A 13703-nucleotide genomic window follows, 5' to 3' on the forward strand; every position below is an offset into this window, starting at 1 on the left:
TTGAGGGATGCTTTGGAACACACTCAATCAGACTGTCGAACTGGGCTGGGACTTTTACCTGCCGGTGATCATGTTCGTGGCGCTGATCGCGCTGGCGGTGCCGGTCTGGGCGGCCATCGGCGCAGCAGCCATCACCATGCTGGTGATGTCTGGCGACCTGCCGCTCAGCGCCATCGGCGAAAGCCTGTTCACCGGCATCGACGCCTTTGCGCTGACCGCGGTGCCCTTGTTCATCCTGACCGGCGACGTGCTGGTGCGCACCGGGCTCAGCAAGAAATTCCTCGATGTGGCGGAGGCGCTGACCTGCTGGACACGCGGCGGCTTCGGATCTGCCACGGTGCTGGTCTGCGGCATGTTCGCGGCGATCTCCGGCTCTGACGCCGCCGGCGCCGCAGCGGTCGGCCGCATGACCATCAACCGGCTGGTCGAAAGCGGCTACCCGCGCCCCTATGCCTGCGCGCTGGTGGCGGCGGGTGCCTGCACCGGCATCCTGATCCCGCCCTCCATCGCCTATATCATCATCGGCCTGGTTCTGGGCATCTCCGCCTCCACCCTGTTCCTCGCGGCTCTGATCCCCGGCCTGGCGATCCTGGTGTCGATCCTGGTCACCAACATCATCATGAACCGCCTTTACACCTATGAGCGCGGCGGCAACATGGGTCTGGGCGAATGGCTGGCAAACCTTGGCTCGGCGCTGTGGAAGGGCTGGTATGCCTTCATCGTGCCGGGGATCATCTTTTACGGCATCTTCTCCGGCCGCCTGACCCCGACCGAAGCCGGCGCCACCGCGGTTGTCGTCACCATCCTGATGGGCTTCATCCTGGGCACCCTGAAACTGTCGGACTTCCCGGCGATGCTGGTCAGCTCCGCCAAGGTGAACGGGGTGATCCTGCCGATCATCGCCTTCTCCGCCCCGCTGGCAGAGGCGCTGGCGATCATGGGTGTGCCGCAGGGCTTTGTGACCGCGGTGACCGGGCTGACCGATGACCCGTCGCTGCTGATCCTCCTGATGATCTGCATCCTGATCGCCGCGGGCTGCGTGATGGAGACGACGCCCAACATCGTGATCCTGGCGCCGATCCTGAAGCCGCTCGCCGACAACATCGGCATGAACGAGATCCAGTTCTGCATCATGATGATCACCGCGCTGGGTGTGGGCTTCATCACCCCGCCGCTGGGACTGAACCTGTTCGTCGTCTCCGGCATCACCGGCGAGTCCATCCTCAAGATCGCCGCCCGCGCCGTGCCGTTCGTGCTGACCATGCTGATCGTGGTGCTGCTGATCGCCTACATCCCGCCAATTTCGACCACTCTGCTTCCTGATATCTACAAGTAGGACCCCCTGAAATGACCCGAGAATACCTGAAAAAGGCTGCCCTGACCCCCAAATCGGATGCCTCCGAGACCCACAAGATCGTGCAGGGCATCCTGGACGACATCGAAGCAGGCGGCGACGCCAAGGCTCTGGAATATGCCGCCAAGTTCGACCGCTACGAAGGCAACGTGCTGCTGACAGCCGAGGAGATCGAGGCCGCCTGCGCCCTGGTGCCGGAGAAGCTCAAGGCAGATATCCAGTTCGCCCACGACAATGTGCGCCGCTTTGCCGAGCTGCAGAAAAGCACGATGCAGGATGTGGAAACCGAAATCTCCCCCGGCTTCATCACCGGGCAAAAGGTAATACCGGTGGATGCGGCGGGCTGCTACGTGCCCGGCGGGCGCTACAGCCATATCGCCAGCGCCATCATGACCGTGACCACCGCCAAGGTGGCCGGCTGCAAACACATCACCGCCTGCTCGCCGCCGCGACCCGGCACCGGCGTGGCCCCTGCCATCGTCTATGCCGCCCATATCTGCGGCGCTGACAAGATCATGGCGATGGGCGGCGTGCAGGGCGTTGCGGCAATGACCTTCGGCCTCTTTGGCCTGCCCAAGGCGAATATCCTGGTCGGCCCCGGCAACCAGTTCGTGGCCGAGGCCAAGCGCATCCTGTTCGGCCGCGTCGGCATCGACATGATCGCAGGCCCCACCGACAGCCTGATCCTGGCCGACAGCACGGCGGATGCGCATATCGTCGCTACCGATCTGGTGAGCCAGGCAGAGCATGGCTACAACTCCCCGGTCTGGCTGGTGACCGACGACCGTACCCTGGCCGAGGAAGTGATGCGGCTGGTGCCGGACTACATCAACGACCTGCCTGAGGTGAACCGCGAGAACGCCACTGCGGCCTGGCGCGACTATGCCGAGGTGATCCTCTGCGCAAACCGCGAGGACATGGCCGCCTGTTCCGACGAATACGCGCCCGAGCACCTGACCGTGCAGGCAGAGGATCTGGACTGGTGGCTGGAACGGCTCACCTGCTACGGCTCGCTGTTCCTGGGCGAGGAGACCACGGTCTCCTACGGCGACAAGGCGGCTGGAACCAACCACGTGCTGCCGACCTCCCGCGCGGCCAGCTATACTGGCGGCCTCAGCGTGCACAAGTACATGAAAATTGTCACCTGGCAACGCTCCACCCGCGAAGGCTCCAAGGCGGTGGCAGAGGCCACGGCCCGGATTGCCCGGCTGGAGGGAATGGAGGGCCACGCCCGTGCTGCCGACGTGCGGCTGGCCAAGTATTTCCCGGACGAAACTTTTGACCTGACCGCCAATGGCTGACCCGCGCACCCTGTTTGATCTGACAGGCCGCACCGCCTGCATCACCGGCGCCAGTTCCGGCCTGGGACGGCGGGCGGCCATCGCACTGGCCGCTGCCGGGGCGCAGGTGGTCGCGGTGGCCCGCCGGGCGGAGGCTTTGGAAAGCCTCTGCGCGGAGGTCGGGTCAGCTGCGGCCCATGTGGTGGCGGATGTGGCGGACCGCAGCGCGCTGGATGCGCTGCGGGAGGCTGTCGCGGCCCCCTTCGGGGCGCCGGACATCCTGATCCACGCAGCCGGCGTCAACACGAGGCAGCCCGCGGATGAAGTCACCGCGGAGGGCTGGGACCAGACCCTGGCGCTGAACCTCTCGGCGCCCTTCTTCCTCAGCCAGGCGCTGGTGCCTGCGATGAAGGAGCGGGGCTGGGGACGGATCGTCAATTTCGCCTCCCTCCAGACCACCCGCGCCTTCCCCGGCGGCATCGCCTATGGCGCCAGCAAGGGCGGCATCGGCCAGCTGACCCGCGCCATGGCAGAGGCCTGGTCGCCCTTTGGCATCACCGCCAATGCGATCGGACCAGGGTTCTTCCCGACCGAGCTGACCCAGGCGGTGTTCGGGGATGAGGCCCGCGCTGCCCGCAACGCGGCGCAGACCTGCATCGGCCGCAACGGCCGGCTGGAGGATATCGACGGGCCGCTGCTATTCCTGTGCTCAGAGGCCTCTTCTTTTGTGACAGGACAGGTCCTGATGGTTGACGGAGGGTTCACCGCGAAATGAAAGCCTTGGTTTATGAAGGGGTTGAGGCGCTGGCGTTCCGCGACGTGCCGATGGCGGCAGGCCGGGCAGGCGAACATCTGATCCGCATCCACGCCTCCGGCATCTGCGGCTCGGACATGCACGCCTATCTGGGCCACGACGCCCGCAGGCCCGCACCGCTGATCCTGGGGCACGAGGCCGCGGGCGTGATCGAGGAGGGACCGCAGGCGGGCCGCAGGGTCACGATCAACCCGCTGGTGACCTGCGGCACCTGCGCCGCCTGCGCATCGGGGCGCGAAAACCTCTGCGCCAGCCGCCAGATCATCTCGATGCCGCCGCGCGAGGGCGCCTTTGCCCAGTTCGTCGCAATGCCGGAAAGCAACCTGGTGACCGTGCCGGACGATGTCCCGCTGGAAAAGGCCGCGCTGGCCGAACCGCTGGCCGTCAGCTGGCACGCCGCCCGGCTGGCGCTGGAGGCGCTGCATCCAGCGATGGAGCGCCGCGCGCTGGTGATCGGCGGCGGCGCCATCGGGCTGGCGGCTGCGCTGGCGCTGCAGGCAATGGGGGTGGAGGATGTGACCATCCAGGAACCCAACGCCGCCCGCCGGGCCTTTCTGGCGGACCGCTGCGGCCAGCAAACCGTTCCCGAGTTCCAGGGCATGGTGCCGCTGGTGGTGGATGCCGTGGGCTATGCCGCCACCCGTGCAGCCGCCTCCGCGGCCGCCGCGCCCGGCGGGGTGATTGCCCATGTCGGCCTGGGCGAGGACACCGGCGGCCTGGATATCCGCCGCATGACACTGCAGGAGATCACCTTCATCGGCACCTATACCTATACCGCGCAGGATTTCCGCGACACCGCCCAGGCGATCTTTGACGGCCGCCTCGGCCCGCTCGGCTGGACGGAGCAGCGGCCGCTGTCGGACGGCGCCGCCGCCTTCCGCGACCTGCGGTCCGGAGCGGTGGCAGCGCCCAAGATCATCCTCGACCCCTGGGCCTGACCCCGCGCGCCAAACAAACGGAGAGCAACCATGTATGACAAAGTCCTGGTTCCCATGGCCCTGGATCACGGGGTTTCCGGAACAACGCTCAAGGCCGCCGCCACCCTGTGCAACCCGGGCGGGAAGATCACCGCGCTGCATGTCTACGAGGCGCCGCACAGTTCGGTCACCGCCTACCTGGACGAAGACTCCGTGCAGGAGGGCCTGGACAAGGCCCGTCAGCTGCTCGCCGCAAAAACCGCAGGCCACGGCAATGTGACTGCAGAGATCGTCAAGGGCCGGTCCTACCGCGCCATTGTCGAATACGCGGAGAAACACGGCATGGACTGCATCGTCGTCGGCTCGCACAAACCGGGCCTCAGCGACTTTTTCCTTGGTTCGACAGCTGCCCGCGTGGTTCGCCACGCCCCGTGTGCAGTCCACGTCTGCCGGACCGCCTGACCCAGAACACGACACCCGAAGCAAAGGCTACCAACCATGAACATAGACAAAAGGATCGCTGACGATATGGCCGCCAACGGCGTCTCATTCGTCACGACCGTGCCCTGCAAACAGCTGGCCGGTGTGATCGAGGAGATCGATCAGCGCGACGACATCTTCCACATCCCCTCCAACAAGGAGGACGAGGGCATGGGGCTCTGCGCCGGCGCCTGGATGGGCGGCAAGCGCCCGGCCATCATCATGCAGAACACCGCCATCGGCGTGACGATCAACACGCTGGCAACGCTGACCCAATACTACCGGATGCCGCTGCCGATGCTGATCTCCTACCGCGGCGAACTGCGCGAGCCGGTGGCCTGCCAGGTGGAGATGGCAGTGCATACCAAGGCGCTGCTGGCCCAGCTCAACATCCCGACCTTCCACTTCCACTGGCAGAAGGATGTCGAGGAGCTGGACAACATCCTGAAATACACCTTCATGTGCAACAAACCCGTTGCCATCCTGACCGACGCCAACTTCTGGGGAGGCTATGGCGACCAATGATCCGTTCTGAAATCCTGAAAGAGATCGCGCCCATCCTGCGGGACCAGCTGGTGGTCTGCAACATCGGCATTCCGTCACAGGAACTGCACGCGATTGACGACCAGCCCACCAATTTCTACATGCTGGGCACCATGGGGCTTGCCTCCTCCATCGGGCTGGGGCTGGCGCTGGCACAGCCGAAACCGGTGATCGTGATCGACGGTGACGGCTCGATCCTCACCAATCTCGGCACCCTGCCCACCATCGGCAACAACGCGCCCTCCAATTACATCCTGATGATCGTCGACAACGGATCCTATGGCTCCACCGGCGACCAGCCGACCTATACCAGCCAGCGCACCGATCTGGCGGGCATGGCCCGCGCCGCCGGCTGCGCCCGGGTGGTGGAGGTGCAGGACAAGGACACCGGGCCCGCTCTGGAGGAGGCGCTGGCCAGCGGCGAAGCCACCGTGCTGGTGGTCAAATGCGACAGCGGCAACGCCAAGATGCCGGTGATCACGATGGACCCGGTGGTGATCCGCGACCGCTTCATGAAGGCTGTGGCCAGCTGATGGGCGAAGGCGCCATCCATTCCGCCGAGGATGCCCGCCGCCTGGCCCGGCGGCGGCTGCCCTGGATGGTGTTTGACTACATCGACGGCGCCGCCGGGCAGGAAACGGGGGCGGCGCGCAACCGCGCCGCCCTTGATGCCATTACCCTGCAGCCCCGCATCCTGCGGGATGTCAGCCAGCGGTCGCTCGCCACCCGGATCTTTGGCGCCGGGGCAGACCGGCCCTTCGGAATTGCTCCGATGGGCATGTGCAACCTGTCGGCCCCAGGCGCCGACCTGATGCTGGCCCGGCTGGCGGCGCGCTACCGGGTGCCGCACGGAGTTTCCACCGTCGCCTCGACCCCCTTGGAAGCCATTCTGGAGGCGGCGGAGGGCTACGCGTGGTTCCAGCTCTATTTCAGCGGTGACGGCACTGGCACATTCAAGCTGGCCGAGCGCGCCCGCGCAGCCGGCTATCAAACCCTGGTGCTCACGGCCGATGTGCCCGAAGTCGGCCGCCGCCCGCGCGAACTGCGCCACGGCTTCAAGATGCCGTTCCGCATCGGCCCGTGGCAGTTCCTCGACTTTGCCCTGCACCCGCGCTGGTCGCTGACCACCCTGTTCAAGGGCAAGCCGGTGATGGCGAATTTCGAGATGGAGGGCTATGACTTCGACCGCACCGAAAGCCGCGCGCGCGCCACTTGGGACACGCTGGCCCGGCTGCGGGATCTCTGGCCCGGCAAGCTGGTGGTGAAGGGCGTGCTGGACGTCCAAGACTCCCGCGCCCTGGTTTCGGCGGGCGTTGATGCGATCCAGGTCTCCAGCCACGGCGCCCGGCAGCTGGAAGCGGCGCCGGCCCCGATAGACATGCTCACGAAAATCCGGGCGGCGGTAGGGCCGAAGTTCCCGGTTTTCTACGACAGCGGCATCCGGTCAGGCGAGGACGTCCTCAAGGCGCTGTCAGCCGGGGCGGATTTCACCTTTCTCGGGCGGATCCTGCAATTCGCAATTGCGGCAGGGGGTGAAGCAGGGCTGGAACAGCTGTGGGAGGCCCTGAGCGAAGAGCTAAGCATCGCCATGGCGCAAACCGGATTGACGTCATTGTCAGCTGACAACTTTCAGGGACGGTCATAGCGGCGCACGGCCTGGCGGCAGAATTTACGCCGTAAAACAACGCCTTGCCCGGCAGCTTACCGCCCAATCCCTTTGCGAAAGGCGGCAAGCACTTGGCGCTGGCGCGGGCCGCGTCAGCCGGGCGTGCCTTCGACAATCACGATATTGGCGATGCCGGCGCCTTCACGGTGCGCCTTGGCGGCCTGGTATTCCGGCGAGTTGTAGCAGCTGAGCGCCGCCTCCATCGAATCGAACTCGATCACCACATTGCGCGGATGGCCGTCGCCTTCCATCTGCTCGCAGGCGCCGCCGCGGGCCAGCACGCGGGCGCCGAACTTCTTGAACGCCTCCGTCGCGCCTTCGGCGTAGTTCTTGTAAGGGTCGGGGTTGGTCACGGTGACGTGGGCAATCCAATAGGCTTTGGGCATGCGGGCTCCGCTTGTCTGAAGGGGAAACCGGGGCGGCAGGCACCGCCCCGGCCAAAGGTCACTTGTTCAGGATCTTCGACAGTACCAGATAGGCGGCACCGGCGACGAACAGACCGACGAACCACGCGTAGGTATAGATCGTGGCAAAGAAGTCCGAAGTGCCCGCAGTGATGCCAACACCGGCCAGGAAGCCCGGCAGGTTCGGCAGGATGCCGATCACCAGTGCCCAGACGCCGGCCCAGTTGGTGCCGTTGCTGCCGGAATAGATGCCGTTCATCTTGAACAGGTCGGCCACTTCCAGCCTGGTCTTGCGCAGCAGGTAGTAGTCCGCCAGCATCACGCCCGCGATCGGACCCAGCAGCGCCGAATAGGCGATCAGCCAGCCGATGATGTGGTTCACCAGGATCCAGGGGAACATGGCGATGCCGATGCCCGCGGTGATGTAGCCGCCGCGCTTGAGGTTGATCTTGCTCGGCGCCAGGTTCGAGAACCCGTGTGCAGGCGCCACCACGTTGGCCGCCAGGTTGGTGGTCAGCGTCGCCACGATCAGCGCAAACAGCGCGATGATCACCGAAAATCCGCCCATTTTCTCGGAGAGCTGGATCGGATCCCAGATCGCCTCGCCGTAGATCACCACGGTGGCCGAGGTCACGGCGGAGGCGATGAAGGCAAACAGCGCCATCGGGATCGGCAGGCCGACCATCTGGCCCAGCAGCTGGTCCTTCTGGCTCTTGGCGTGGCGGGTGAAGTCGGGGATGTTCAGCGCCAGCGTCGCCCAGAAGCCGATCATGCCGGTCAGGCTCGGCCAGAACACCACCCAGAACTGGCCTTCCTGCGGCTGGCCCGGATCAAAGGCGCTGGGGGTCGACAGCATCTCGCCAAAGCCGCCGGCGTTGACATAGGCCCAGGCCAGCAGCGCCAGGCCCATCGCCAGCAGGAACGGAGCCGCATAGGTCTCCAGCCAGCGGATCGACTCGGTGCCGTTCTTGATGAAGTAGAGATGCAGCGCCCAGAAGGCGAGGAAGCAGATGAACTCGCCCGCGCTGATACCCAGCACCGGCAGCGCCTCACCGGCCAGCGCGCCGCCAGTGAGCGTGTTCAGGATCACGAAGATCGCCGAGCCGCCGACCCAGGTCTGAATGCCGAACCAGCCGCAGGCAACGATGCCGCGGGCCACCGCCGGGATCTTGGCGCCGGTCGGCCCGAAGGAGGAGCGCAGCAGCACCGGGAAGGGGATGCCGTATTTGGTGCCGGCATGGCCCACCAGCACCATCGGGATCAGCACGATGGCGTTGGCCGCCAGAATGGTCAGCACCGCCTGATCCCAGCTCATGCCGGAGCCGATCAGGTAGGACGCCAGCAGATAGGTCGGGATGCACACCACCATGCCGACCCAAAGCGCGGCAATGGCCAGCCAGTCCCAGGTGCGTTCCGCTGCCGTCGTCGGCAGCTGGTCTTCGTTATAGAGTTCGGGGTCGATCCCGGTCAGATCCACCCGCGGCGGCGCCTCGGCGCCGGGCGCGGAATATCCGCTTGTTATATCAGCCATTTTCAGTTTCCTCCCTGTTTTTTGGCTTTGTTGCTGACTGCTTCTGCGGCAGGCAGCACATGCAAATGCCCCCGGCCTGCGCCGGGGACCATGATCAGACGCAGGCCGGCATGTTTTCAGCCGAGCGCACAACCTGGCGCGGCGCGGTGACCTCTTTCCACTTGGACAGCGCCTTGTTGACCTCTGGGAATGCGGGCCGTTCGACAAAACGCCCGTGTCCCGGCGTGGCGCAGACGGTGCCGTCGTCCACCGCTACTTCGCCGCGGCTGAGGGTATAGCGCGGCAGGCCGGTCACCTCGCGGCCTGCGAAGACGTTGTATTCCACCACCGACTGCTGGGTTTCGGGCGAGATCGTCTTGGACTTCTTCGGATCCCACACCACCAGGTCGGCGTCGGAACCTTCCACAATCGCGCCCTTGCGCGGGTAGATGTTGAGGATCTTGGCGATGTTGGTGGAGGTCACGGCCACAAACTCGTTCGGTGTCAGCCGCCCGGTGTTGACGCCCTCGCTCCACAGCACCGGCATCCGGTCCTCAAGGCCGCCGGTGCCGTTCGGGATCTTGGTGAAATCATCGATGCCGGTGCGTTTCTGATCCACGGTAAAGGCGCAGTGGTCGGTGGCAACCACCTGCAAAGAGCCTGCCTGAAGGCCCGCCCACAGGCTGTCCTGGTGCGCCTTGTCGCGGAACGGCGGCGACATCACCCGCTGCGCGGCGTGGTCCCAGTTCGGGTTGCGGTATTCGCTTTCGTCCAGCACCAGGTGCTGGATCAGCGGCTCGCCAAAGACGCGCATGCCCTTCTGGCGCGCCCGGCGGATCGCCTCATGCGCCTGCTCGCAGGAGGTATGCACGACATAGAGCGGCACGCCCGCCATGTCGGCAATCATGATGGCCCGGTTGGTGGCCTCGCCCTCAACCTCCGGCGGGCGCGACAGGCCGTGGCCTTCCGGTCCGCGGATGCCGTCGGCCAGCAGCTTCTGCTGCATGGTGGCCACCACGTCGCCGTTTTCCGCATGCACCATCGGCAGCGCGCCAAGCGCGGCGCAGCGGCGGAAGCTGTCGAACAGCTCATCATCATCCACCATCAGCGCGCCCTTGTAGGCCATGAAGTGCTTGAAGGAGTTGATGCCGAGGTCCACCACTTGGCTCATCTCGTTAAACACCTGCTCGCTCCACCAGGTCACTGCCATGTGGAAAGAATAGTCGGCGCAGGCGCGTTTCGACTTGGTGTGCCAGGCTTCCAGCGCCTCCAGCATCGACTGGCCGGGGCTCGGCAGGCAGAAGTCCACCACCATGGTGGTGCCGCCAGCGAGGCCCGCGCGGGTGCCGGATTCGAAGTCGTCCGCCGAATGGGTGCCCATGAAAGGCATTTCCAGATGCACATGCGGGTCGATACCGCCCGGCATCACATAGCAGCCCTCGGCGTCCAGCACCTTGTCGCCGTTCAGGCCGGTGCCGATCTGCACGATTTTGCCATCCTCGATGGCGACATCTGCGGCATAACTGCGGTCGGCGGCAACGATGGTGCCGCCCTTGATCACGGTTCGCTGTGTCATTGTCTTCACTCCACGACTTCTGCGGTTTCCAGCACGGCGTGCAGCAGCACATCCGTCCCTGCCGCGGCCCACTCACGGGTGATTTCCTCGTCTTCGTTGTGGCTGAGGCCGTCGACACAGGGGCACATCACCATGGCGGTCGGCGCCACCTTGTTGATCCAGCAGGCGTCATGGCCGGCGCCGGAGATGATGTTGCGGTGCGAATAGCCCAGCTGCTCGGCCGCGCGGCGCACGGCGGAGACGCAGTTTTCGTCGAAGGTGACGGGGTCGAAATGGCCCACCTGCTCGATTTCCAGGCCCAGTTCCAGCTCCCCGGCGATCTTGGCGGCACCCTCGCGCAGGCGGCGCTCCATGTCCTCCTGAGTGTCAAAGCTGGGCGAGCGGAAGTCGATGGTGAAGACAACTTTGCCCGGCACGATGTTGCGGCTGTTAGGGTAGTAGTCGCAGTGGCCCACGGCACCGACCGCGTCCGGCTGATGGCTCATCGCGATCTCATGCACCAGATCGGTGATCCGCGCAGCCCCCAGCCCTGCATTGCGGCGCATCGGCATCGGGGTGGAGCCGGTATGCGCCTCCTGCCCGGTCAGCGTCACCTGCAGCCAGTTCAGGCCCTGGCCGTGAGTGACAACGCCAATGTCCTTGCCCTCGGCTTCCAGAATGGGGCCCTGCTCGATATGCAGCTCGAACATCGCATGCATCTTGCGGTTGCCCACCGGCTCGTCGCCCACGTAGCCGATGCGGGCCAGTTCCTCGCCGAATTTCTTGCCTTCCGCATCCTCGCGGGCATAGGCCCAGTCCTGGGTGTGGACGCCCGCAAAGACGCCGGAGGACAGCATCGCAGGGGCAAAGCGGGTGCCTTCCTCGTTTGTCCAGTTCACCACCACGATGGGGCGGCGGGTGCGCAGACCCTGGTCGCGGATCGAGCGCACGACCTCAAGCCCCGCCAGCACGCCAAGAACACCATCGTATTTGCCGCCCGTGGGCTGGGTGTCCAGGTGGCTGCCCATCATAACCGGATCCAGATCCGGCTCAGCGCCTTCAAGGCGGGCAAACATGTTGCCCATGCTGTCCACGCCGACCGTCATGCCGGACTCTTCACACCAGCGCTTGAACAGGTCGCGGCCTTCCTTGTCCGCATCGGTGAGCGTCTGGCGGTTGCAGCCGCCGCGCAGGCCGGGGCCCTTCTGCGCCATCTCCATCAGCGTGTCCCACAGGCGGCTGCCATTGATGCGGGCGTTGCTTTGCACGTCTTTCATATCTCTCTCCCTGTTCTGCCCCTGCCCCGCGCACCCATGGGCCGCGGCGCAGGGGCAGGTCCTCATGCGATGAGCGACTCGGCCAGAATGCCGACCAGCTCGTCGATTTCCTGTTTCTCGATGATCAGCGGCGGCGACATGGCGATGATGTCGCCGGTGGTGCGCAGATGCGCGCCCTTGTCCCAGGCCCTGAGATAGGTCTCGAACGCCCGCTTGGTCGGCTGACCCGCAACCGGCTCCAGCTCCACCGCACCGACCAGGCCAGAGCAGCGGATGTCAACCACATGCGGCAGCCCCTTGAGGCTGAACAGCGCTTCGGTCCAATAGTCCTCCAGCCCCGCCGCGCGCTCGAACAGTTCCTCCTCGCGGTAGGTGTCGAGCGCCGCCAGCGCCGCGGCGCAGGCCACCGGGTTGCCCGAGTAGGTATAGCCATGGAACAGCTCGATCATGTGCTCGGGGCCGGTCATGAATGCATCGTGAATTTCACTGCTGATCATCACGGCGCCCATCGGGATCACACCGTTGGTCAGACCCTTGGCGGTGGTGATCATGTCCGGCTCGACGCCGTAGTAGTCGGCGCCAAACGCGCGGCCCAGACGGCCATAGGCGGTGATCACCTCGTCAAAGATCAGCAGAATGCCATGTTCGCGGGTGATCTCGCGCAGCCGCTGCAAATAGCCCTTGGGCGGCAGGATCACCCCGGCGGACCCGGCCATCGGCTCAACGATCACCGCGGCGATGGTTTCGGCACCGTGCAGCTCGATCAGCCGCACCAGGTCCTCTGCCAGCTCCGCGCCATGCTGCGGCTGGCCCTTGGTATAGGCGTTGCGCTCCGGATCATGGGTGTGGCGCAGGTGATCGACCCCAGTCAGCAGGCTGCCGAAATGGCGGCGGTTGTTGACGATGCCACCGACCGAGATGCCGCCGAAGTTCACCCCGTGATAGCCCTTCTCGCGGCCGATCAGCCGGGTGCGGCCTTGCTCGCCCTTGGCCTTGTGATAGGCCAGCGCGATCTTCAGCGCGGTCTCCACCGATTCCGAGCCGGAGTTGGTGAAGAACACATGGTTCAAGTCGCCCGGCGCCAGATCCGCCAGCCGCGCGGCCAGTTCAAACGCCTTGGGGTGGCCCATCTGGAAGGCGGGCGCGTAGTCCAGTTCGGTGACCTGCTTCTGCACCGCCTCGGTGATACGCGGCGCGGCGTGGCCTGCATTGACGCACCACAGGCCCGCGGTGCCGTCCATCACCTTCCGCCCGTCGGTGGTGGTGTAATACATGCCCTCAGCGGCAGCGACCATGCGCGGGTTTTGCTTGAAATGCCGGTTGGCCGTGAAGGGCATCCAATAGGCATCCATGGCGTTTGCACGTTTTGGATCAGTCGTCATATCCAAATCCTTTTCTTGAGAGTGTTCAGGCCGCAATCTGGTTCAGCAGCGTATCGAGGCTTTGCTTTGCGTCGCCGTAGAACATGCGGGTGTTTTCCTTGAAGAACAGGGGGTTCTCGATGCCGGAGTAGCCGGTGCCTTGGCCGCGTTTGGAGACGAAGACCTGTTTTGCCTTCCAGCACTCCAGCACCGGCATGCCGGCGATCGGCGAGTTGGGATCCTCCTGCGCCGCAGGGTTCACGATGTCGTTGGAGCCGATCACGATCGCCACGTCGGTGGCCGGGAAGTCCTCGTTGATCTCGTCCATCTCCAGCACGATGTCGTAGGGCACCTTAGCCTCCGCCAGCAGCACGTTCATGTGGCCCGGCAGGCGGCCGGCAACCGGGTGGATGGCGAAGCGCACGTCCTTGCCCTTGGCGCGCAGGCGGCGGGTCAGTTCGGCCACATTCTGCTGCGCCTGCGCCACCGCCATGCCGTAGCCGGGGATGATCACCACGCTGTCGGCCTCCTCCAGCGCCGCC

Annotated in this window: 14 protein-coding genes; 8 read left to right on the forward strand and 6 right to left on the reverse strand. The window is 65.4% G+C overall.

The window, feature by feature from the left end:
• Positions 1–7 precede the first annotated feature (7 nt).
• The 8 genes from ACFMBG_RS19745 to ACFMBG_RS19780 are packed head-to-tail and all read left to right on the forward strand — an operon-like array spanning position 8 to position 7033.
• Positions 8–1336: a TRAP transporter large permease gene (locus ACFMBG_RS19745; protein ID WP_421056388.1), complete on the forward strand. Its 1329-nt coding sequence runs from the start codon at positions 8–10 to the stop codon at positions 1334–1336.
• An 11-nt stretch (positions 1337–1347) separates the two neighbouring features.
• Positions 1348–2655: a histidinol dehydrogenase gene (gene hisD / locus ACFMBG_RS19750; protein ID WP_421056389.1), complete on the forward strand. Its 1308-nt coding sequence runs from the start codon at positions 1348–1350 to the stop codon at positions 2653–2655.
• Positions 2648–3409 (forward strand): SDR family NAD(P)-dependent oxidoreductase, encoded by a 762-nt coding sequence (locus ACFMBG_RS19755; protein ID WP_421056390.1) that lies wholly within the window; start codon positions 2648–2650, stop codon positions 3407–3409. Before hisD ends, ACFMBG_RS19755 begins: the two co-directional genes overlap by 8 nt.
• Positions 3406–4386 (forward strand): alcohol dehydrogenase catalytic domain-containing protein, encoded by a 981-nt coding sequence (locus ACFMBG_RS19760; RefSeq protein ID WP_421056391.1) that lies wholly within the window; start codon positions 3406–3408, stop codon positions 4384–4386. Before ACFMBG_RS19755 ends, ACFMBG_RS19760 begins: the two co-directional genes overlap by 4 nt.
• Before the next feature lie 30 nt (positions 4387–4416).
• Positions 4417–4827 carry a universal stress protein gene (locus tag ACFMBG_RS19765; RefSeq protein ID WP_421056392.1) on the forward strand — a complete coding sequence of 137 codons (411 nt, stop codon included), beginning with the start codon at positions 4417–4419 and terminating at the stop codon, positions 4825–4827.
• Between the two features lie 36 nt (positions 4828–4863).
• On the forward strand, positions 4864–5370 hold the full coding sequence (gene comD / locus ACFMBG_RS19770; RefSeq protein WP_421056393.1) for a sulfopyruvate decarboxylase subunit alpha: 507 nt from the start codon (positions 4864–4866) through the stop codon (positions 5368–5370).
• Entirely contained in the window at positions 5367–5921 is a 555-nt protein-coding gene (gene comE / locus ACFMBG_RS19775) for a sulfopyruvate decarboxylase subunit beta (protein WP_421056394.1), read from the forward strand. The genes comD and comE overlap by 4 nt, the downstream gene beginning before the upstream one ends.
• Entirely contained in the window at positions 5921–7033 is a 1113-nt protein-coding gene (locus tag ACFMBG_RS19780; RefSeq protein ID WP_421056395.1) for an alpha-hydroxy acid oxidase, read from the forward strand. Before comE ends, ACFMBG_RS19780 begins: the two co-directional genes overlap by 1 nt.
• Positions 7034–7146: 113 nt before the next feature.
• Here ACFMBG_RS19780 and ACFMBG_RS19785 read toward each other — a convergent pair whose 3' ends face one another.
• From ACFMBG_RS19785 to ACFMBG_RS19810, 6 genes are all read right to left on the reverse strand, one after another.
• Positions 7147–7440, reverse strand: coding sequence for a DUF1330 domain-containing protein (locus tag ACFMBG_RS19785; protein ID WP_421056396.1), 294 nt, complete (start codon positions 7438–7440; stop codon positions 7147–7149).
• 58 nt (positions 7441–7498) lie between these two features.
• Positions 7499–8989: an NCS1 family nucleobase:cation symporter-1 gene (locus tag ACFMBG_RS19790; RefSeq protein ID WP_421056397.1), complete on the reverse strand. Its 1491-nt coding sequence runs from the start codon at positions 8987–8989 to the stop codon at positions 7499–7501.
• A gap of 94 nt (positions 8990–9083) precedes the next feature.
• The gene (gene hydA, locus ACFMBG_RS19795) at positions 9084–10544 is read right to left on the reverse strand and encodes a dihydropyrimidinase (RefSeq protein WP_421056398.1); all 1461 of its coding nucleotides are present in this window, start codon (positions 10542–10544) and stop codon (positions 9084–9086) included.
• A gap of 5 nt (positions 10545–10549) precedes the next feature.
• Positions 10550–11800, reverse strand: coding sequence for a Zn-dependent hydrolase (locus ACFMBG_RS19800; RefSeq protein ID WP_421056399.1), 1251 nt, complete (start codon positions 11798–11800; stop codon positions 10550–10552).
• Positions 11801–11862: 62 nt separating this feature from the next.
• Complete coding sequence (aptA, locus tag ACFMBG_RS19805; protein ID WP_421056400.1) at positions 11863–13182, reverse strand: omega-aminotransferase AptA; 1320 nt, start codon at positions 13180–13182, stop codon at positions 11863–11865.
• A 25-nt stretch (positions 13183–13207) separates the two neighbouring features.
• The coding region (locus ACFMBG_RS19810; RefSeq protein WP_421056401.1) for an NAD(P)(+) transhydrogenase (Re/Si-specific) subunit beta at positions 13208–13703 on the reverse strand (496 nt) is incomplete at its 5' end.

This window comes from Leisingera coralii, assembly GCF_049056525.1.
Classification (GTDB): Bacteria; Pseudomonadota; Alphaproteobacteria; order Rhodobacterales; family Rhodobacteraceae; genus Leisingera; species Leisingera coralii.

What these genes read in the sequence shown, in the direction of transcription:
- ACFMBG_RS19745 (WP_421056388.1), top strand. Translation starts at nt 8, where the DNA reads ATGCTTTGGAACACACTCAATCAGACTGTCGAACTGGGCTGGGACTTT.
- hisD (WP_421056389.1), top strand. Translation starts at nt 1,348, where the DNA reads ATGACCCGAGAATACCTGAAAAAGGCTGCCCTGACCCCCAAATCGGAT.
- ACFMBG_RS19755 (WP_421056390.1), top strand. Translation starts at nt 2,648, where the DNA reads ATGGCTGACCCGCGCACCCTGTTTGATCTGACAGGCCGCACCGCCTGC.
- ACFMBG_RS19760 (WP_421056391.1), top strand. Translation starts at nt 3,406, where the DNA reads ATGAAAGCCTTGGTTTATGAAGGGGTTGAGGCGCTGGCGTTCCGCGAC.
- ACFMBG_RS19765 (WP_421056392.1), top strand. Translation starts at nt 4,417, where the DNA reads ATGTATGACAAAGTCCTGGTTCCCATGGCCCTGGATCACGGGGTTTCC.
- comD (WP_421056393.1), top strand. Translation starts at nt 4,864, where the DNA reads ATGAACATAGACAAAAGGATCGCTGACGATATGGCCGCCAACGGCGTC.
- comE (WP_421056394.1), top strand. Translation starts at nt 5,367, where the DNA reads ATGATCCGTTCTGAAATCCTGAAAGAGATCGCGCCCATCCTGCGGGAC.
- ACFMBG_RS19780 (WP_421056395.1), top strand. Translation starts at nt 5,921, where the DNA reads ATGGGCGAAGGCGCCATCCATTCCGCCGAGGATGCCCGCCGCCTGGCC.
- ACFMBG_RS19785 (WP_421056396.1), bottom strand. Translation starts at nt 7,440, where the DNA reads ATGCCCAAAGCCTATTGGATTGCCCACGTCACCGTGACCAACCCCGAC.
- ACFMBG_RS19790 (WP_421056397.1), bottom strand. Translation starts at nt 8,989, where the DNA reads ATGGCTGATATAACAAGCGGATATTCCGCGCCCGGCGCCGAGGCGCCG.
- hydA (WP_421056398.1), bottom strand. Translation starts at nt 10,544, where the DNA reads ATGACACAGCGAACCGTGATCAAGGGCGGCACCATCGTTGCCGCCGAC.
- ACFMBG_RS19800 (WP_421056399.1), bottom strand. Translation starts at nt 11,800, where the DNA reads ATGAAAGACGTGCAAAGCAACGCCCGCATCAATGGCAGCCGCCTGTGG.
- aptA (WP_421056400.1), bottom strand. Translation starts at nt 13,182, where the DNA reads ATGACGACTGATCCAAAACGTGCAAACGCCATGGATGCCTATTGGATG.